14 protein-coding genes are annotated in these 19,943 nt (G+C 48.3%); 3 read left to right on the top strand and 11 right to left on the bottom strand.

Translation table 11 applies throughout. The annotated features are described in order from the left end of the window. Positions 1–20 precede the first annotated feature (20 nt). Positions 21–674 (bottom strand): hypothetical protein, encoded by a 654-nt coding sequence (locus tag HF569_RS00500; protein ID WP_168900913.1) that lies wholly within the window; start codon positions 672–674, stop codon positions 21–23. A 231-nt stretch (positions 675–905) separates the two neighbouring features. Here HF569_RS00500 and HF569_RS00495 point away from each other — a divergent pair, with 231 nt between their 5' ends. After that, a complete protein-coding gene (locus tag HF569_RS00495) occupies positions 906–2,072 on the top strand; it encodes a DUF2075 domain-containing protein (protein ID WP_168900912.1) in 1,167 nt (388 codons plus the stop codon). A gap of 64 nt (positions 2,073–2,136) precedes the next feature. On the opposite strand, the gene HF569_RS00490 is transcribed toward HF569_RS00495, so the two are convergent. Both HF569_RS00490 and HF569_RS00485 read right to left on the bottom strand, forming a co-directional pair. Further along, positions 2,137–4,002: a DUF5776 domain-containing protein gene (locus tag HF569_RS00490; RefSeq protein ID WP_168900911.1), complete on the bottom strand. Its 1,866-nt coding sequence runs from the start codon at positions 4,000–4,002 to the stop codon at positions 2,137–2,139. Between the two features lie 307 nt (positions 4,003–4,309). Next, positions 4,310–6,145, bottom strand: a complete 1,836-nt coding sequence (locus tag HF569_RS00485) for a DUF5776 domain-containing protein (protein WP_168900910.1) — start codon at positions 6,143–6,145, stop codon at positions 4,310–4,312. 359 nt (positions 6,146–6,504) lie between these two features. Between HF569_RS00485 and ald the strand changes: the two genes are divergently transcribed. After that, positions 6,505–7,614 carry an alanine dehydrogenase gene (gene ald, locus HF569_RS00480; RefSeq protein ID WP_168900909.1) on the top strand — a complete coding sequence of 370 codons (1,110 nt, stop codon included), beginning with the start codon at positions 6,505–6,507 and terminating at the stop codon, positions 7,612–7,614. 28 nt (positions 7,615–7,642) lie between these two features. After that, positions 7,643–8,998, top strand: a complete 1,356-nt coding sequence (locus tag HF569_RS00475) for an amino acid permease (RefSeq protein WP_168900908.1) — start codon at positions 7,643–7,645, stop codon at positions 8,996–8,998. Positions 8,999–9,855: 857 nt separating this feature from the next. Here HF569_RS00475 and cas2e read toward each other — a convergent pair. From cas2e to cas3, 8 genes are read right to left on the bottom strand one after another with little or no spacing between them, the layout of a single operon-like run. Then, entirely contained in the window at positions 9,856–10,746 is an 891-nt protein-coding gene (gene cas2e, locus HF569_RS00470) for a type I-E CRISPR-associated endoribonuclease Cas2e (protein ID WP_168900907.1), read from the bottom strand. Beyond that, on the bottom strand, positions 10,746–11,696 hold the full coding sequence (gene cas1e, locus HF569_RS00465; RefSeq protein WP_168900906.1) for a type I-E CRISPR-associated endonuclease Cas1e: 951 nt from the start codon (positions 11,694–11,696) through the stop codon (positions 10,746–10,748). The genes cas2e and cas1e overlap by 1 nt, the downstream gene beginning before the upstream one ends. A gap of 4 nt (positions 11,697–11,700) precedes the next feature. Next, the gene (cas6e, locus tag HF569_RS00460; RefSeq protein ID WP_168900905.1) at positions 11,701–12,366 is read right to left on the bottom strand and encodes a type I-E CRISPR-associated protein Cas6/Cse3/CasE; all 666 of its coding nucleotides are present in this window, start codon (positions 12,364–12,366) and stop codon (positions 11,701–11,703) included. Positions 12,367–12,368: 2 nt separating this feature from the next. Continuing rightward, a complete protein-coding gene (gene cas5e / locus HF569_RS00455; RefSeq protein WP_168900904.1) occupies positions 12,369–13,076 on the bottom strand; it encodes a type I-E CRISPR-associated protein Cas5/CasD in 708 nt (235 codons plus the stop codon). Next, the gene (cas7e, locus tag HF569_RS00450; protein WP_168900903.1) at positions 13,057–14,130 is read right to left on the bottom strand and encodes a type I-E CRISPR-associated protein Cas7/Cse4/CasC; all 1,074 of its coding nucleotides are present in this window, start codon (positions 14,128–14,130) and stop codon (positions 13,057–13,059) included. Before cas7e ends, cas5e begins: the two co-directional genes overlap by 20 nt. Beyond that, positions 14,123–14,731 (bottom strand): type I-E CRISPR-associated protein Cse2/CasB, encoded by a 609-nt coding sequence (gene casB, locus HF569_RS00445; RefSeq protein WP_168900902.1) that lies wholly within the window; start codon positions 14,729–14,731, stop codon positions 14,123–14,125. Before casB ends, cas7e begins: the two co-directional genes overlap by 8 nt. Next, positions 14,715–16,439 carry a type I-E CRISPR-associated protein Cse1/CasA gene (locus tag HF569_RS00440; protein ID WP_211089570.1) on the bottom strand — a complete coding sequence of 575 codons (1,725 nt, stop codon included), beginning with the start codon at positions 16,437–16,439 and terminating at the stop codon, positions 14,715–14,717. The genes casB and HF569_RS00440 overlap by 17 nt, the downstream gene beginning before the upstream one ends. After that, positions 16,420–19,185, bottom strand: coding sequence for a CRISPR-associated helicase Cas3' (gene cas3 / locus HF569_RS00435; protein ID WP_168900900.1), 2,766 nt, complete (start codon positions 19,183–19,185; stop codon positions 16,420–16,422). Before cas3 ends, HF569_RS00440 begins: the two co-directional genes overlap by 20 nt. Positions 19,186–19,943 lie beyond the last annotated feature (758 nt).

Below are 19,943 nucleotides of genomic sequence, written 5' to 3'. Positions count from 1 at the left end.
ATAACAAAAAGGATCGATAATTATCGATCCTTTTTGTCCTGCGGCATACTAATATTATCCCAGTCTAATCGCTGATAGTCCGCCATGAAGCGTTCGAGGTAGTCACTGGCATAAAAGTCGAGCAAGCGCATCCCTATCTCAGATATGTAAACCTCTGGCGTTTGATTATCTTTTTGATAATTAGAGATTAGGCCCGTAGCAAATAATTTACGCAACACTTGGTTCGTCTCTTCATCAAATCCACCAGCTGCGGTACGCTTATTCCTAAACGAAGCGCGGATTTGATAAAAGACCATAGCTTCCTTTTCTGCCGAGAAAATACTATAGAGATCATCAATCTGAATACGGATGTGGTGCCGTCGACTGTGTTTAACCACCGCCAAAACGAAGAAATCCGCATATCGGAAGTCCAGCCAACTCGCCTTAGGAAAATACTCATTTAACTCGTCTTCAAAGACATGGCGTTTCGCCATTGCAAAGGTGGGAATCGAAAGAAACCCACTCTTGGCCGCATGGTAGCTCACACGAAAAGTTAAATACTGTCTTTGGCGATTGATCAAGCAAAGATACATGGTTTCACTCTTCCTTGCCTGCGTTAAACACAGCAACCGCATCGTCTCGTCCATCGCTGCAAGCGTCACTTGTTGGACATATAAATCCTGATCTTTAGCCACGTCTGCCCACCCCTAATTACAATTTTTTGATTTTATCAAGCCGACACCACTTATTTTAATCATGGTACCACGCCAGCTAATGACCTAAAAATCATTGATTCCCAAATTTTGTTTCCCATGAAACATTTCAAAATTCGCCTCAATCACTGAATAACGCCTCCCGTAACTGCTATAATGAATACTAGTTTTTTCGTGAACGTTAAAAATACCGACTAGCATAGGAGTTACAAGATGAATAAAATTTTACAAGCACAGTTTTTCGTCGACGATCTGTCTGACGATCAAAAAGCGGTGATCACCAATATCAACGACTACATCACACAAGGTCTCACCGGCAAACAGTCTTCCGTCGCCATCATCGAAGGTGCCGCCGGAACTGGTAAATCCGTAGTTCTGATGGAATTGGTACGCCAATACATGACCGACAAGCGCTACAAGACCTCGCTGGTGGTCAACCATCCCGAATTGTACAAAGCTTATCAGGATATCGCTGAATCCATCCCGAACATGAAGGTCAAGGACATCCGCCGGCCAACCTCGCTCATCAACTACGCTCAGAAGAATCATAAGCAATACGACATCATTTTTGTGGATGAAGCCCACTTGTTATATTCCAAATCAGAGCCCTACGCTCATTACCGCGGGCAAAATCAACTGACTGACTTGATGAACTTGGCCAAAGTGGTGGTCGTCGTGTACGATTTCGATCAGGTCTTCCAGTCTAAGATGTACTGGGATAAGGACTTACTCTACAAAACTATCGGTAATCATCCGCACAAGTTGTTTAATATGAACTTCCAATACCGGATGGTCGCGAGTGATAATCAGGTGGCCTGGATGGACGATCTGACGGCTGAAAAGCCACTGAAGTCCTTCCCCGACGACAGCGATTTCGAATTCAAAATGTTCGATACCGCTGGCGAACTCTTTGAGAATATCAAAAAACGTAACAAAGAATTCGGGATGAGCCGCGTCGTCGCCACCTCTGGTTTCCCGCGGATTGACGGCCGCCACAACGTAGAAATGGACTCATTCAGTCTGCCTTGGGACGAGTGGGACCCCCAACGGACGCACTGGGCCAAGCGTGAGGGCTCGATTACGCAGGTCGGGACGATCTACACGCTGCAAGGCTTCGACCTGAACTACGTGGGGATGATCATCGGCCCTTCATTTGGCTACGATCCTCAGACCGATACCATGACGGTCATTCCCGAAAAGTACTCTCACAAGGAAGTCTTCAAGAAGCGTAAGGATATGAAATTCACCCGGGATGAGTACAAAGCCTTTATCGCCAACGTTCTGAACGTCCTCATCAAGCGGGGCAAGTACGGTCTGTACCTGACCGCCTACGATGATGCGCTACGTCATCGACTATTGGAATTGAATCAGGAAAAATAACTAGCCACACAAATAAGCCTAATTGCGATCCAATTCGCAATTAGGCTTATTTGGTTACCCGTTATTATTTTTGAATGATTAAGGTCTTGTTCGAGGTGACATAACGACCATTGGTCAACTGTAACCGCGTCGTCAGGTGATAACGCGCCAGCTTCTTCACGTGAAGGACCGCGCCACGTTTGTAGTGCTTCGCATTACCTTTCAAATCAAGATGACGATAGGCGTCGACGCCCTTAGCGGCAATGACCTTTACCGTCTTAGGCGTGGCCTGGTAGTAAGTGTGGACCGTAAAGGCTTTTCGAGCTGTGATGTAGCCGGTCTTACCGTACCGCTTAGAGTTAGGGGTGACGTCCCGGACCAGGTAACGCTTCGTCCCGTTCTTTGATTGCGCAACCCCGGTGATCACAAACTGCGGCCGCTTAATCCGCGTCTGTTTAGTATAGTAGAACTGACGCGTCTTCTGACTAAAGTTCGGCGTGCGGTATAAGCCCAGCTTCTTCACCGCAGTGATGGCCAGGTCTTTGTTAGCAGGCAGTTTAGGCTTCACTTGATCGCTCTCAGAGGAACTGACCGCGCTACTTGAAGTGGCTGCGGAAGATGTCGCCGAACTAGCCGTATTCGTGCCCGGCGTCACCGGCGCTTGTTTCTTATAGGCCAACGTTACCGTCTGAGGGTCCGCCGTGTACGTTCCCTTCAAGCTACCATCCAGGACTTTTACGAACTGGTAGCCGGAAATGTTAGCTGGCGTGACGGTATAGGCCGTCCCTAGGCCACCTTGCAACTGAGCCGTCTTAAGAATCTGTTGCGGATTATCTTGATCGACGTAATTAACCGTAATCGGCTTGCCCGGCGTGACGACTGGTTCCCAGATATAAGTCTCATCGCCGGCGAACCCTGAATCACCATTGTACTTTGCTATCAGATCGGGCGTTTTGTAGATTGTCTTGTTGCCAGCTACGTATTGGTCTTTGATGTTTTCCCAGTTACCGGTGTATTTTTTCGAATCCGCACCATTACTGATATCGGCACCTAATAATTTCGAATCTGTAAGATTATCTTGTGGGCTCAAGGTGAGTTGCGTTACATTTGTTGAATTAGATCCCCGAAAGATCCCTGTTAGTGGCGCATTAGGCTGCCACTTACCAATATTAATGCTCTTGGCGGTCACTCCGCCCAACATCCCATCGAAGTTGTAAAGCTCAACCGTATCGCCATAATCATCTATATCGGTACCCTTGACTTGACTCACCTGGTAGTGCGAGAGATCAATAGTCCCATTGGGGTCATCACCAAACCGTGCAAACATACTTTGGAAATTTGTGACTTTGCTGGTATCGAAGTTTTCATATCCCACAACTTTAGCCGTTACACCGTCAAACATTTCTTCCATCGTTGTCGCATTCGATGTATCAAAATGAGAAACATCAATATTTTTCTGTCCAGAAGACATGAACATTTCAGAAAAATTCTCGGTTTGACTGGTATCGATATTTTGCCAATTACGAAATTGCGGGTAATCATCACTATTGTCATTAATAGTAAATAACTTAAACAGGGCGGCAGAATTCCGCAGTGTCTGCATTTTATCATCAAAGGAAATCACTTTTATATCGGTCGACGTTTCCTCTAGTTGAATAGATTGAAACGGGCTCCGCCAATTTGCAGGCCAATTGGGATTTGTCTCTATATTCGTAGATTCCGGCAAAACCGCGCCCTGAGTCCCTTTGCCAATATGTAAGACTCCGTCCGCCGTGAGCTTCCAAGACCAAGTGTCCATCGTCTTTTCTGCCACAACCAAACTGCTGTCATCCGCATGGGCGACCACTGTCGGCGCCCAATTGGCTATCCGTGGTGAATTCTCTAATGCCGTTACCCCACCAACGACTAAGGCTGCGGTTAATGCAAAACTAACGACTCCACGCTTCATCATACAAGACCTCCCCAACAATTTATGGCCACAAGTATTAGTAGCTGATGCACAGTACCCGAGACAAACTTAACCGCTCATTCATTGACGCTTGATATTGTCATTCGGCGGGGTTGCCACATTAACTCATCCCCGCATTGGCCTGACAACCGCAACGCAACCGTGCAGCGCCCAATTTTGCCAACTGTTCAATCGGCTAATCATCTACTAACTAAGTGATGATCTCTATACTTATGTTTTACCACTAATTGAATTTTTTGACACAAAATAAGACAAATTGTGACTTGTTCCACAATTTGCCTTATTCTGTCTACTTCTGAATGATTAAGTTCTTATTCGCAGTCAGGTAAGCACCATTAGTCAACTGTAACCGCGTGGTTAAATTATGTCGTTTGATCGCCTTAACCCGCAGCACTGTGCCCCGCTTGTAATGTTTAACCTTCCCTTTCAAGGATACACTCCGATAGGCATTGACACCCTTCGCGCCGATCACTTTCACCGTCTTAGGCGTTGATTGATAGTAAGTATGCACCGTAAAGGCCTTACGCGCCGTAATATACCCGGTCTTCCCGTATCGCTTAGAGTTAGCCGTAACGTCCCGCACGACATAACGTTTCGTACCATTCTTTGATTGCGCCACGCCCGTAATCACAAACTGAGGGCGCTTGGTCCGCGTTTGTTTAGCGTAATAGAATTGACGGGTCTTCTTACTAAAGTCTGGCGTCCGGTATAGGCCCAGCTTCTTCACCGCAGTAATGGCGCGATCTTTACGCGCAACTGGCAGGCTGTTCGCTTCATCGGGACTCGTCTCACTTTCACTAGAACTGTCGCTCGACGAATCGGTAGATGTTCCTGGCGTCGTTGGTGTAACCGGTGGCGTTGGCAATAATTTGTAAATTAAGGTAACCTCACGCGAATCCGTGGCACTATACTTTCCCGTAAGCTGAACATCCGGATCCTCAACATACTCGTAACCCTTAATCTCTGGTGGGGTAATCGTGTAAGGTTCCTCAGCATCCCCCGTTAAGATCAGGTCCGCCTGCAAAGTCGTCCCTGCCTCATCCATATAATGGACCGTGACGGGCTTTCCTTGAATTGGCAATACTTCTGGCTCCCAGATATAAGTCCGATTACCCTGAGGTCGTTTGCTGGCATCACTTCCATACTTAGCCATCAAGTCAGCTGAGCTATAAGTTTCCTTATCACTGTGGTAGCGGTCGTCCATATTTTCCCAGTTACCCGTGTAAGTTGGATTTTCTTCGGTCGGGTCCGTGTAAATTTCCGCTAACCCAGCATTAGACAAGTCGAGATTGCCGTTTAATGTCAATTGACTCGGACAATCGCCATATAGACTGCCAGAAAAAATACTATCCAGCGGTACTTGGGGGTGCCAATTTGAAAAATTAACCGCAAGTTGAGCATTCGCCACTGGACTAAGCATACCATTAAAGCCCCCCGGCTCGATCTGACCAACGTCAAAGCCTGATAGATCTAGAGTGAGCTGGAATGAATCATTTCCCACCGCATAAAACATGGACGTCATGTTGGTCACATGGCTGGTGTCAAATTTTCCACTGTTCAACCCAATAATATTACCAGTCAGGTTTTCATTGCTTCTGAACATCTCAGACATATTCGTAACCTGCGACGTGTCGAAAGCCGAGACATCAATCGTCTGTTGACCTGAATCCCTAAGCATCCCGGCCATATTTGTCGTCTGACTAGTGTCTAAATTCTGCCAATTTCTAATCTGCGGTGCGGCACTGGGATTCTTACCGCTATTACTTGTAGAGAGATTAATGAAAAGATAAGACGCATCTGGCGGCGTTTGCACCTTGCCATCAAACGAAATGGCTTTGACTGCAGTAGGAACACCGTATATCAGTGGAAAAAAGGGCGATACTTTAGGATACATGGGGTTGACCCCCGTATCTTTGGCCGCTTCTGGCAAGGTTCCCGCCCCAATGTGCAAGACCCCATCGGACAACGTATAGTCACAGCTGCCCAATTTTCCCGACTGCGGCGTATCCGCATGAGCCACTATCATGGGCGTCCAGCTAGCGACTCCGGGCGAATTCTCTAACAGCACCACGCCACCTAAAGCCAATGACGTTGCCAATACCACACTCACTATCCCACGTTTCATGAGCTAAACCCTCCTAAATGTTTTATACCACAAAGTATCAAGCAAAATTAAGGTTGATTATCCGATTAAAATGACCGCCTGTGAAAGCGCTCACATTTAACTGTATGCATAGTATACCAAACAATTGCCACCTAGTGCTATCCCAATTTGTCCGCCCCGTAGTTGGTAGGAAGATTAACCCTATTTCCCGCTTAATGCGCCGACATCATTTTAATCATCGAAATTGTTCAACTTTGCACTTCAAATGTACAATTAACCTTATAAACAAACTACCCATCATGGGACTTACCTTCCTTGCTTATTTAGTGTAAAAATTTATACTGAATCTCGAAACAAAATTAATCAAGGGGGTTATGATCATGAAAATTGGGATTCCTAAGGAGATCAAGAACAACGAAAATCGGGTGGGGATTACCCCAGCTGGCGTTGTTAGTCTCGTTCACGCAGGTCACCAAGTACTCGTTGAAGCTCATGCGGGAGAAGCAGCGGGTTATCCTGATGCCGCCTACCAAGAAGCTGGCGCTGAACTTTGCGATGCCGCAGCGGCTTGGTCTTGCGACATGGTCATTAAGGTTAAGGAACCGATCGCAACGGAATATCACTACTTCCATGAAGGACTCATTCTCTATACGTATCTACACCTCGCACCAGACCGCAAGCTCACCGAAGCTTTACTGGACGCCAAGGTTACCGGCGTCGCTTACGAAACCATGGTGGGCGCACACGGTGGCCTCCCACTCCTCGTACCTATGAGTGAGGTGGCGGGCCGGATGGCCGTACAATTAGGCGCCCACTTCCTTGAAGAAAATCATGGCGGTAAGGGCGTGCTGCTCGCCGGCGTGCCCGGTGTCGCCAAGGGTAACGTCGTCATCGTCGGTGGCGGGACCGTGGGCTTCAACGCGGCTAAGATTGCCCTTGGCCTCGGCGCTCACGTTACGCTACTGGACATCAACGCTGCTCGCTTAGCGGAAATTGATGACTTATTTAGCGGCGCGGTCCAAACACTCATTTCCAATCCATTTAACTTGGCCCAGGCGATCAAACACGCCGACCTCGTGATTGGTGCCGTCCTGATTCCAGGCCATACTGCGCCTAAACTAGTCAGTGAAGCGATGATTCAGTCGATGGAACCGGGGTCGGTGGTGGTCGACATCCCCGTTGACCAAGGTGGTATCTTCGCCACAACGGATCATGCGACGACCCACGACGATCCAACGTTTGTTAAGGACGGGGTCGTTCACTACGCCGTTGCCAACATTCCTGGCGCTGTGCCGAAGACGGCGACCGCAGCGTTAACCAACGTGACCATCCCTTACGCCGTGATCATGGCTAACCTCGGCCTTGCGGAAGCTGCCCGGCAGAACTCGACCATTTTAACCGGGATTAACACCTACGCCGGTCACCTCACGGAAGCAGCGGTGGCGGCCAGTCAAGGTGTCGACGCTCAAGATTTCTTAAGTTTAGTCTAGCCCCGCAGCGCGAAAGGAGGCGGTGAGCATGGCCAATGAACCATCTGAGTTAGCCCGCAATTTAAAAAACCGGCACGTTCAGTTGATCGCGATCGGCGGTACGATCGGTACTGGCCTGTTCTTGGGTTCTGGTAAATCAATCCAGCAGGCGGGCCCGGCCATTTTAATCGGCTATCTCATCGTGGGGGCCGCTTGCTTCCTACTGATGCGGGCCCTAGGTGAATTGCTTCTCTCGAATACCAGTTATCGCTCATTTGATGACTTTGTGACGGAATATTTAGGTGAAAAATTAGGCTTTGTGGTCGGCTGGACCTATTGGATCTGCTGGATTACGATCGCGATGGCGGAAATCACGGCGATCGGCATTTACATTCGTTTCTGGTTCCCCAGCGTTCCGCAGTGGGTCCCCGGCCTGGTCGTGCTAGCCATTCTGCTAGGCCTCAACCTGATTACGGTCGGGGCGTTTGGCGAGGTTGAATTCTGGTTCGCGCTAATCAAGATTGTCGCCATCATTGGCCTGATCGTTGCCGGAATCGTCATGTTATTCATGCGATTTAAGACGCCGGTTGGCCACGCATCCCTCACGAATTTAGTGGCTTTCGGCGGCTTCTTCCCTAAGGGGATCTCGGGGTTCTTGCTCTCGCTGCAAATGGTCGTCTTCAGCTTTATTGGTATTGAAATGGTGGGGATGACCGCAGCTGAAACGCGCGATCCAGAAAAGGTCCTACCGAAGGCCATTAACGATATTCCGCTGCGAATCATCCTGTTCTACGTGGGGGCCCTCTTCATTATCATGGCCATCTACCCTTGGCAAGATGTCTTGCCGAACCAAAGTCCATTCGTCATGGTCTTTAAGAATGTTGGGATTGGTGCAGCCGCTGATATCATTAATTTCGTGGTCATTACGGCGGCCGCTTCGGCTTGCAACAGTTCTATTTTCACCACGGGCCGGATGCTCTCGTCACTAACCAAGGATGCCAAACGACCGTTGACGATGCGTCTTAACAAGCTTTCCAAGCACCAAGTACCGGGTAACGCGTTGAATTTCTCGGCACTGGTCATCACCCTCGCCGTCGTGCTGAACTTCCTGATTCCTAGCATGGTCTTCAGTTTGGTCTCCAGCGTGGCAACGACGTGTTTCCTCTTCATTTGGGCCAGCATTATTCTGACCCACTTAAAATTCCGGCGCTCAGCAGCCGCCGAAATCAGTCAATTCAAGGCGCCCTGGTTCCCGATCGCGGATTATGCCGTACTAGCGCTTCTGGCAATTGTCGCCATAATCCTCTGCTTCCAGTTGGAAACGGCCATCGCCTTGGTACTCTCGCTGGTCTGGCTAGTCGCCCTGTACCTCGTCAAACGGGGACAGGAACGCAAGGCAGCCTAGCTTGATAAAGCCCACTACTCAGCCATTTTGGTGGTTGAGTAGTGGGTTTTTAGATGTTTCATGTGGAACATTTGGCGACTATACCACAACAACACGTATTACCTTTAATAAACACAAACTCAGTCCCCCTAAGCATAGGGGAATACATAACGCCACCAGCCGCGATGACCATCAGCACCGGATCACCCCCACATTTGTGGGGAATTACCTGCCATTAAGCTAGGCTCATAACGTAGTCCACCAACATCCATAAAAAACTAAGCGTGACTACCCCTACAATTAAAAGCGTGACACAGCCGCAGCCATCGTGATCATAATCTGGCACTCATCCTACCCCCAAGTTCATATTTTTGGTCAATACGTTCCGCAAATATATTGGGAACCCCCATGTACGTGGGGAATACGAAGTCTAACGGAAGCGGGTTTCCTTTCTTCGGGGAGCACCCCCATATGCATGGGGAATACGAATTGGGGAAAGTTCGACAAATCTTTCAGCTGGGATCACCCCCATACACATGGGGAATACAAGCTCTTTGAATGCCAGTCCAGCTTGACGTTAGGATCACCCCCATACACATGGGGAATACTCAAGGGGCTTAGGATTGAATTTGGCGACCTCAGGATCACCCCCATACACATGGGAATACTTTCATTGATGCGGCGACAACGCCTAAGAAGTAGGATCACCCCCATACACATGGGGAATACCTCGATCCGATTAGCTAACTGCATCTGTTTCAAGGATCACCCCCATACACATGGGGAATACGGTAGCTGCAGCCCGTTGTTCTTCTGCATATTGGGATCACCCCCATACACATGGGGAATACTAAACAAATACCGTCATATCAAGGTTCTCAAATTTCCAAAACCCCGTTTTCATTTAACTTGTTCGCCAGTCCAAATGTTGCCGTGGCATCTGACAACGCATGATGCGGCGTTTTATTTTCGATATCATACTCAGCTAATACCGTCTGCAACCGATAATTATCTAAAAACTTATTTGCCTTTTTAACCACAGGCATCAGGTCGACCTGCTTGTTAGCTAACATTGATTGCCCCACCTTTTGACAACCGCTCGTTAGAAACGCCATATCAAAATGCAAATTGTAACCCACAATCGCAGCTTCACCTATAAAATCTTTCAACAATTGCAGTCCCTCAGCTAGCGCCACCCCCTGCGTCGCCAACATTTCGGAGGTAATCTTAGTTAGTGCTGTAATCTTTGTCGGAATCTCGTGGTCAATTCTGATCAAACAGTAAAAATGGTCTTCTTGACCATCTTCTAACCGTTTTAAAGCCCCCATCGAGATAATATCATCCGCTACTACATCTAACCCCGTCGTTTCCAGATCCAACGTCACAAAGGGGGTGGGACCTGTCCGCTGTCGTCGATGATCACGATGCCGCGTCATCACTCGGGCCCGATGAAATTTTGCGGCATCACTGAAGCCATGCTTTACCGTTCCTGTCGAAACAGTCAAGTGTTTCATCAACGGAATGCCATCGAAATCAACGACTGCTCGGTCCTGCCGGGTGGTTCTAAATTGATAACCCAACTCGTTGTTGGTGTTATAGACCATCGTCGCCTCACCATGGCCGATGTTCTTCATAATCCGATCCCATAGCAAATCACGAATCCGGGCACTCACATTGCCAACGTAGACGCCCGTCTGAATTTCCTGATACCATTTTGTTAAGTCCCCTTGCAGCGACTTGGGAACCTTCGTTAACGTGATGACAATCATTAGCGCTCATCTTCCTGTAGATCATGATATTGAACACCGAATTTCTGCAATCCCAATCGGTCATCCCACAGACTGACCACGTCCACTTCGCTATCCGCATCGGCCATACCTAGCAAGGATTTCAAATCCTTCACCATCCGCGCCAGTAGCTTGCCATCAGCAAACGCATCACGCATTGCCAATCGCGTTTTCGAGCCAATATCCGGATCATTACCAAATTTAGCGGTCACACTAAAGGCCACTGGAATTGAAAAATCCGCCTTGTATAAGTCAGCAAAATCATAGACAAAGGACAAATCATACCCCGTATGCACAAAACCTAAACCAGCCGACGCACCCAACGCCGTGATGACACTGTAGCTTAGTCCATACAGTGCCTGATGTGCTGCCGTTAACGCCTTATTAATCGGCGTTCCCGATTCAAAATCATCTGGATTATACTCCCGACGTGCCCAAGCAACCCCGGTACGTTCTGACTGATCAAGGTAGACCCGTCGGACCCGTGCGCCTTCCTTCCCTCGCAACTGTTGCATCGTTAGCTGTGAGACATCATCGTTTGGAAAGCGCATTTGATACATCTGTCGTGCTACAGCTAACCGCGATCGCTGATGAGAAACTAAGCGTGCTTGGGCTTCTAGCAAGGCTGAAGAGTGATTCAGCGCCCGACCACTCGCATACTGCCGAACGCCCCGTTCACCAACCCAGACAACGCTTAACCCTGACTCACCGATCAATTCCATCGCCCGGTGAGTCACATCAACACCTAGTCCCAACATTAGCACGCTGAGAATCGCCGCGGGTACGTACACCACACCTCGCTCATCTACCACCTGAATTGCACTATTTTTCCGATTTAACTTTGCGTGTTCCAAGTATAGAAAAGTCACACGGTCCCGGGCCCGACCCAACTCATAACGGTCTGGCTTCTTAGCACCAACCTGTTTCGCCATCTTCCTACGCCTCCGGAATAACTGTCAATAAGCCCATACCAAAAGCCTTTTCGCGACCGACACCTTTCACTAAGGTCTGCTTAAATATTGACACATCATTAATCCGTAACAAGCCTTCAAAGGTGACCCGACTCAGGCGAACACCACGGTTAGCTTTACGATGTAGCATAACCCACTCACGCCCCACAATATCAAACGCCCAAGTGGTCTGATCATCAACTAGACCGGTCTGTTTAATCAACTGAAAGCCTAACTTTTCAGCTCGATCTATCAGCCATTGACGCTGTTGCTCAACCGTGATGTGGGGAACTACCCGACCTTGACGTTTACCTGGCACAGTGATGGTATGTACCGGATTAGCCGTTAATCGAAATTGCAAAACCTGACCTTGCTGAAGCCGATTAAGCAGCTGATCATATGATTTAACGATCGCCGTTCCCGGTACACCGTAAACTTCAAGACCGTCGATGGTTGGACGCTCTGCACTTAAAACCAGCAGGTAGCGTTTGCCTGCCAGCTGGTCAATTCGCCATAAATGCCGCTGACGTTGACCTGCGCTCACTTCTTCAGGGAAACTCTGTTCAACCCAATTATGATAGGCGCCAAGATGGGTTAAATCCTTCGTTTTAGCCCGATTTTGACTATCAATTTCTACTCTCGATAAGTACATGCTTACTCCTCTCCAAGTGACTTGATGACATCGTGAGCGGTGTCCATCTCACTCTGAGTATTTAACCGATTCAAGGCTACGGCCGTTCGAGCAATCGCCCGGAAACCATACCGGCGATTCCGTTGATCAAAGGATTGAACCCGGTCTTTGACCATTGCACTGGGCTTATCCCCAATAAGCTGGGCATCCGCCATGATTTCCAACGAACTCGACCGAGATTTTCGTTGATACCAAGGTGCCGCTTGCCAACTCAATTGCTGCAATGCCGCAACTGGTGAGGTCTCACTAAATTCATGCAACCTTAAAACGCCGGCTGGAGCATTCGCGCGCCGACCCAAGAACAGCTGAAACTTCGGATGTTTAAGAGCTACCTTGATCTCATCCATCAATGAGTCATCATCACTGCCTAAGGCAACGACGAACACCGCGTCTTGAATATAGTCACGGTACGTGATCTTTCGGGTATCCTGCTTCCACTCAACCGTTTGATAATCGGTCAGACCACGACCAGCTTGATCAATTCTGACAGCGAAGTTCAAGTCGTTCAACGCTAGAATCCGCCGATCTGTCCGGCGATACCCTAAAGCCGCCGCTACCATGCCAATCACGGCACTCTTGGTGGGAAATGTATTCGTTGTTCGCCGCTCAAAAGTCGCTTCATTCCCGTACGATTGGAGCGGCGCTGTTAATTTAATCGTCAGAGTTTTCATCTTGAACCGCCTTCGATAACGCCGTCGTGACCTGCTCTAAGAGTTCCGTTAAGTTTGCCACATTGTCACCAATCTGCGAATCAGTTTTACCTAACACCAAGTTAACCACGGGCTGGTCAACAAATTCTTCCGTCCGCGCGTACTCAGTTTCTAACTTTTCAATTGATGGTTTAACGTAACCGTTCCGTGACGTGACCGGTTCTTCAAAGGCCGAAACCAGGTTGACCGGCGTATCCGTCCGCACCGTAACCATAACGTAGCTAGGCAACGTCTTATTAGCAAACGTATTCTGCTTCCCTGTTGGCATGGAGAGCAAGAAATCCTTGATAAAGCTGGTCGTTCCTTTAATGGCATCTTTAGTATTTAGGTTGTGCGCCAACTCATTTACATTCACATTGGCGTAGCGGTAAAGCGTTGCTGAGTTAAAGTCGATCGCCCCTAGCATCGCTGCACCAGCCGTATCCTCGCCTTGCTCGTCATCCAAAGCGGTAAAGTAATCATACTCTGGAACAACTTCATGCGTGGAAACTGCGTGGGCCACTTGCGCTGAAGCATCGACGTTTAATTCTGGATTGTCCGCAACCATACGACCAAACAGAGCCAAGTCTAGAGACTGATCACCCTTCAAGACCTTTTTGACCTCTTTTTTATCTAACTCTTCATTATCAATCGCGTATTGGGCTAGCTTGTCGAGTTGACCTTGGCTGACCAGTAACAACGCACCCGTTTCGCGGTCCTTGTTCAGTTTAATGCTGGCAGCTTTGAAAATGGCATCGACCTTATCAGTCACCGCATCATCATCTAACGACTCATCGTGGGCCTTGATTGCCTTCGCTAATAAGTCTGCGGCCTTCTTCGTTCGCGTCCCTACAGACACATTGTCTAACCGAAAGGCATCACGAACGGCTTTCTTCCAGCTTTGTGAAGAGACCCGTGCCCGCGAGACACCCCCATAAAGCGCAGTTTTAGGGGCACCCGTGTCATCCCGATTAATGTTAGAGGATGGCACCGTCTGTAAGACACTCAAATCAACGTATAAATTTTGGTTAGTCATGGTTTTCTTCTCCTTTAGTTGTTTGTGTTGGCTTTACCCAGAAATATTGCTGACCCCAGCGTAACCGAACCTGACTGGAGCGTTCATAACTTTCCTGCAACTCATACAGGTCCTCAGCCAGACTCGCGTAATCAATCTTTTGCGCTCGATCATTAGCTTTTAAGATACTGACCAAGTGTGACAGGTCATTGATAACACCCGCAGCCGTTGTCGTTGCCAATAACGGTTGTACACGCCGATCCATCGCTGTTCGCAAATCTTCATTTCCACGGAGCTTAGCCAAAGCTGTAAAGAATAGTGTGCCCTCCGCTTGTTCGCCGCGTGAAGATGCATAAACTTGCTCGATATTTTGACCCTGCTGATGAATGGCATAGAATCTGATTGCGGTGTAAACGGCCACTTCTGCTGACGTTGGCTTTCCATTCTTACTGAGTTGCCATTGCTCTAAATTCGCCATTAAAATTGGCCAAACGGTTTGAGCCCGTTGACTCGTTATTGTGGGCGCATTACGTAAGCTAGCCAGCATGGCCTTATCCGGATGGCCATCCCGATACAGCGCTAAAATAATCCGACCCGTAATTTCTCTAATTTGACTTGCCATCGGTCTTCGTCACTCCTTTTTTAAGATCCAGATGGGTCCGAACGTTGTACATCAAATGATTCTTAGCCGTGAAGATGTTTAAAGGACCTTTCTTACCCGCAATTCCGGCAATATCTCGCGGTGAACTTGCCTGCATAACGTCATCAACCGTTGCGATGACAATGCGTTCGAGCTGCTGTTTCCATTGGCTAATCTTGGTATCCCGATCATCATCACTGGACAGTCCAGCTAGCCATTCCTTGAAGGGTTCGTTCAAACGATCATAGAATTTGGCACTCATCCCACCGGCAAACGTTCGCACATCCAAGTTGCGAATTTGACCAATATCACTCGCAAAATGGTAATAATCGGTGCCGACGGTTTGTGTCACTGTAATGGCCTCCTCGATTCGTACGGGCCACCTATCTTCCTGATCAAATAAAACATCCGTCTGCAATTGCATGTCATCCGCAACTTCAGCAGCCGGTGACTGCGAAGTGGCATTTCCATCGCTAATTAGCGCCACATTATCCAGAATCAAGGGTGCATCCGCCGCAATTAACTTTTCGTGCTTCAGTCGCCGGAGCCATACCACAATGCCCGGCTCATGAACATCGTCTGCCCGCCGAACATTGACGTATTGCCCAAAGTTCCGCCACATCGCAATCCCCAATGAACGAAGGCCTTTGACTGCCGGTCGATATTCGGTCGTCTTTTTATCAAAGCGCCACGTCGTCATGGGTTCAATCAATGCATTTTCACTGCCATACATTGGCACGCCGGCACTAAAGATTCGGACACCAGATGTTCCCCACTCGATGTGTAGAATTCGTGACCAAGCCGTGTACAATTCGGGTAAATTGTCTGGTAAGATCTGGGCTTTCCGGTGCGCAATGTACGCCTGAACCGATTTAAATTCCCAGACTGGCTTGGGCGCAGCATAGACCACATCATCTTGCCAATCGTTCACGAGAACTAGGTTCAACATCAGCGTTTTAAAGAGCGAATTGCCCTTCGCAAAAACTGGGTTAAGTCGGTACACCCAACCAGCTGGATTAGAAAACTTTTCATCAGTTTCAATTTTGGTCTTATCCGTGACGCCCGCGTAATTCTGATAAGTAATGACCCAGCGCACGAGTTCATCCAAGGCTAACTTGCTCTTAGCCTCTCCCGTCTTGGGGGCAAAGATTGAAGGCGTATTCGCACTTTCCGACACACGTCGGTTCAACTGTTTGACCAGCACCTGCCCTTTACCCGCGGCAATCTGCTTATTCTTAGGCACCAAGGCATCGTAGTCCGTAGCCGTGACCTGATAAAATGGTCGGTCACCAAAGAAATTAAAGTCATCAGTATGATCCTTTAAATACTGCGTGACGGCTGAAGAGAAATGACCTGCTTGCTGCAAATCCTGCCAAGTCGTCAACAAATCCCGCTCACTATTATCGTCACCGTCATCAAATTCGTCGTCATCCTCAACCGGATTATCCAGCCACGAATAAGGATGATCGGTGGCATCAACGCGTAAATAAACGGTCGTCAGAATCGCTAGGAGCAGACGTAAGATGGCTAAATCTTGGCTACGCATATCTCCGGCCAACTGACGATAATCTTGTGCATTTTCAAATAGCTCAATCAAGGACACCTTTTTTTCTTGATTGGAGCCAGCTTCAATCACTTTAATCCACGGATCAGTCGTTAAATTAAAGCTCTTATTTTCCACGTTTATCATCTTCTTTCGTATATTCAAGTCCCAGTGTTGGTGAATACGTCAGCTGCCATCCTTCAAAAACAGCTTGTAAGTTCGCATCTAAGGGCAAGGCCAGCGCTCCCCTCAACCAGACGCTTTCTTGCCAACCTGAGAAGTAACGACCAGTCAACGTTTCCAAGTCTTTGATGGCCTGCTCCAATTGCTGCGGGACCGGCGTAAGGATTGCTGGCAATCTGATCACTTGCTGCGCAACTACTCGAGGCGAAACGTCAGCCAAAGACCGACCATCGACTAAGAAATTGCCCTCACTCGTGTGTTGCACCAGCACAACCTCAAGAGTTTCCTTGATATCACGAACCGCTGCACTGGCCTTCTGTTCGTCCTGAGAAACATCAGCAACATCTCGCTTCAACCAGCCATGAATGGTCTTTCCCGGCGTCAATTGCGGGTTACCCACCTGAAAGACACGCGCCTTTTTCTTTTCCTTGGTCAGAGTCGCTGTAAACTTTGCCTGAGCGTCCTCAATGCCAGGAACCTCCTCATCCGTAGCGGGGTCATAAACCTGCTGGACCAACGGTGAGATATCGTCCGGTAATCGCAGCGTATCTTTAAGGAAGTGATCAGTCTTCATCAACAAATACTGCCCATAGACGTGCTGACTCCCACTTTCATAGGTATTCGAGCCTTCGATCCCCATAATAAATAGTTGCGGTGCCCGTAACGCCACTGGGCGGGTGATCTGATGACGATGCAGTCGCCCAGCCCGTTGGAGAACCAAATCCACCGGGGCAATATCCGTGTACAAAACATCAAAGTCAATATCCAACGACTGTTCCAATACCTGCGTTCCGATGACAATCATCTTGTCTGGGCGTTTGCCATGCTTACCAATGGCCGCCTGAAGTGCCGTCTCTTGGGCCATCCGATCCGTGGCTAAAAACGCCGAATGCAATACCATCAGCTTGATATCCGCTGGGACCAATGCTGCCAGGGACTGCGCCCGTTTAACGGTATTCACGATGATCCCCGCCACACCGCCATCGCTAATCTTAGCGGCAACGTGTGCCATCAACTCTTCGTCCGTTGCCGCTAACCGCTGGACCTGTACGGTTGTCGCCCGCTGGTCACTTTGGCCAGGAAACGTCGTGACTTGTTTAAGCTGGCGACCATCTAGCAGACTTAGTAAGGGATACGCTTGCGTTTCTTGCCAGCCGTCAGGGGCCACTAAGCCTTGCAAATAATTACGGCCGTACTTTCCTCGCAAATAAGCCTTCAGTAAGGTATTACGCTTAGCTTTAGGCAAGGTGGCGGAAAGCACGACGACTGGTACGTGATAGGTCCCCAGCCAGATCAAAGCTTTAACAAGATACTGATTCATGTAACTGTCATATGCGTGTACTTCATCAATCACGACGACCTTGCCACTAAGGCCTAGATGCCGGAGAAACAGATGCTTTTGCTTCAATCCCATCAGTAGCAGGTGGTCAATGGTCCCTACGGTAAACTTGGTCAGGATGGATTTCTTCCCGCCAAACCAGCTGTTCACCACAACCTCACCTAGCTTATCCTCATCGTAGACTACCGAAGCTTGTGGTAAAGCACGATATTCAGGATTAAACTGTGCCTTGCTGTGCATCAGTTTAGCTGGGAAATTCTCATCTTGCTGTTCTGCAAGGAACTTCAGCCAGTGCTCTACTCGCGTGAACATCGCATTGGTCGTTGCCTGCGTCGGTAATCCGAAGAACACTCCATCGTGACCAGTCGTATACGCCAATTGCTCAGCCGCTAGCAAGGCAATCTCAGTTTTCCCAATTCCCATTGGGGCCTCAATGATTGCCATCCCTGGGTCCAGCGCCGCACCGATCGCTTGCGTCATCGCCGCCTGCACCGGACGAGGTGAAAATTGCCAGCGGTCCTGATAAGCTTGCTGCAAGTCAACCTGTTGGGGATTCCATTCACCACCCAAGTCCCAGTTCAAAATAGCTTGCTGAAACCGCTCAGTTAAATCGAGATCCTGCCACGTTTGATCGAGCGAAATCAATGGAAACAGCGGCGTTTGCTGATCTGACCCCAGGTATTCACTGGATGCTAACCAATCAGCCATGATTAACAGTCCTTCTAAGACGACAGCCTGTGGTTGCGCAACATCAGGAATCTCTTTGACTGACTGATAGCCTGAAGAAGTTAACGCATACTCGAATAGCTCCCGCTGAACATCCCGCCAAGGCTGTTGCAGGGTTGGGTCATTATCACTTTGATAGTAATTCGCCGTATAAGCCTTGATTTGCTCTACCGGTTCTTCATCAGCGGGTTTTCCATGATGCCCACCGATAATCGCACCGATCGACGCTGGCACGTTCAACTTCTCGAGAATGGCTTCACCAGCTAACGCATGCGGCGATGATTTTACCGATGATAAATTGATCTCATCCAACTTCAAAAAGCCATTTCGTAACAGTCGGTCTCGTAGGTCACTATCCAGCGCATCATCACGATCATAGGACTGCTTTGTCTGAAAGGCCGCAGTGGCCTTCCCCGCGTCGTGGCTAAACCCGACGAATTTAATCAATCGCTGAGTCTCTTCTTCTGTGAGTGTTCCCATCAACAGTCGTCGTTGCCCCGGACTCAGCCAATGTGTAAACAGCCAATTGATCACGTTCTGCGTATCCGTCAAATGGACAACTAGCGGTAACCAAAATTGTTGACCGTCTACTGACCGCTTCTTTGCCCACAAGGAAGTTGCCTGTCTAGATAGCTTTGTTGCCATATCGATCGTCCCTTTTCTGTTAGCGTTTTAATAAGCCCGACAATATTAATTCATGGTATTCACTTTATAGTCATTCACAATACAGATGAATAATCTTCAGGTCAATCAAGTCGTCTTACAAAATAATCTATACTGTTATTTATACCACAAAATTAATGTTAGCGTTTCCATTTATAACAAACTAACAAGGTTAGCCTGCCTCATCAGCTACACATGCCACCCTGTAACGCTACTCACAAGACCCCACAAATGTAGGGAATACAATTAAAATTTGCCCCAATCTCTACCGGCAGTAATTCCTTCCGCATTGGGAATACTTGAACGACCGGTGGGCAGGTAACGCAAGCGAAGGATCACCCCCATATACATGGGGAATACCAGCCATCTTAATCACTCCTGTTTTTTATTCAATGATGAGGTTCGCGGCACCAACGATTGCAATCGCGATGAGTAACGCGTCTATTATCATTTCTTTGCGAGCTATTTTCTTTTCAATTTCTTTTTGCTTTTTTTTACTAGCCATGAGTACACCTCGTGTTTTTTATGGGTGGGGGGTGGTAGCCCCGTGACTTACTTGATTAGCTTTTCTAAAAATTTTAGTACAAGAATGGCAAGCCCGACAATTTCATTTTTAATAATTAAATTTAAAATCCGATAGGTAGCTTCAACGTCCGGTGAAACAGTTGAATGAGATTTTTTCCTGGCTATCAAACGGTGCACTATTTCATCCCCCTTTCTTAGCATATCTCTATAATACA

The sequence above is a fragment of the Levilactobacillus tujiorum genome, assembly GCF_012641185.1.
Taxonomy (GTDB): Bacteria; Bacillota; Bacilli; order Lactobacillales; family Lactobacillaceae; genus Levilactobacillus; species Levilactobacillus tujiorum.
The sequence above is the reverse complement of the archived record's forward strand: the minus strand, read 5'-3'. Positions and strand labels throughout refer to the sequence as shown.

Coding starts and splice junctions, on each gene's coding strand:
- casB (WP_168900902.1), bottom strand. CDS start 14,731: ATGGCAAGTCAAATTAGAGAAATTACGGGTCGGATTATTTTAGCGCTG.
- HF569_RS00495 (WP_168900912.1), top strand. CDS start 906: ATGAATAAAATTTTACAAGCACAGTTTTTCGTCGACGATCTGTCTGAC.
- HF569_RS00485 (WP_168900910.1), bottom strand. CDS start 6,145: ATGAAACGTGGGATAGTGAGTGTGGTATTGGCAACGTCATTGGCTTTA.
- HF569_RS00440 (WP_211089570.1), bottom strand. CDS start 16,439: ATGATAAACGTGGAAAATAAGAGCTTTAATTTAACGACTGATCCGTGG.
- cas7e (WP_168900903.1), bottom strand. CDS start 14,130: ATGACTAACCAAAATTTATACGTTGATTTGAGTGTCTTACAGACGGTG.
- cas6e (WP_168900905.1), bottom strand. CDS start 12,366: ATGTACTTATCGAGAGTAGAAATTGATAGTCAAAATCGGGCTAAAACG.
- cas1e (WP_168900906.1), bottom strand. CDS start 11,696: ATGGCGAAACAGGTTGGTGCTAAGAAGCCAGACCGTTATGAGTTGGGT.
- ald (WP_168900909.1), top strand. CDS start 6,505: ATGAAAATTGGGATTCCTAAGGAGATCAAGAACAACGAAAATCGGGTG.
- cas3 (WP_168900900.1), bottom strand. CDS start 19,185: ATGGCAACAAAGCTATCTAGACAGGCAACTTCCTTGTGGGCAAAGAAG.
- cas5e (WP_168900904.1), bottom strand. CDS start 13,076: ATGAAAACTCTGACGATTAAATTAACAGCGCCGCTCCAATCGTACGGG.
- HF569_RS00490 (WP_168900911.1), bottom strand. CDS start 4,002: ATGATGAAGCGTGGAGTCGTTAGTTTTGCATTAACCGCAGCCTTAGTC.
- HF569_RS00475 (WP_168900908.1), top strand. CDS start 7,643: ATGGCCAATGAACCATCTGAGTTAGCCCGCAATTTAAAAAACCGGCAC.
- cas2e (WP_168900907.1), bottom strand. CDS start 10,746: ATGATTGTCATCACGTTAACGAAGGTTCCCAAGTCGCTGCAAGGGGAC.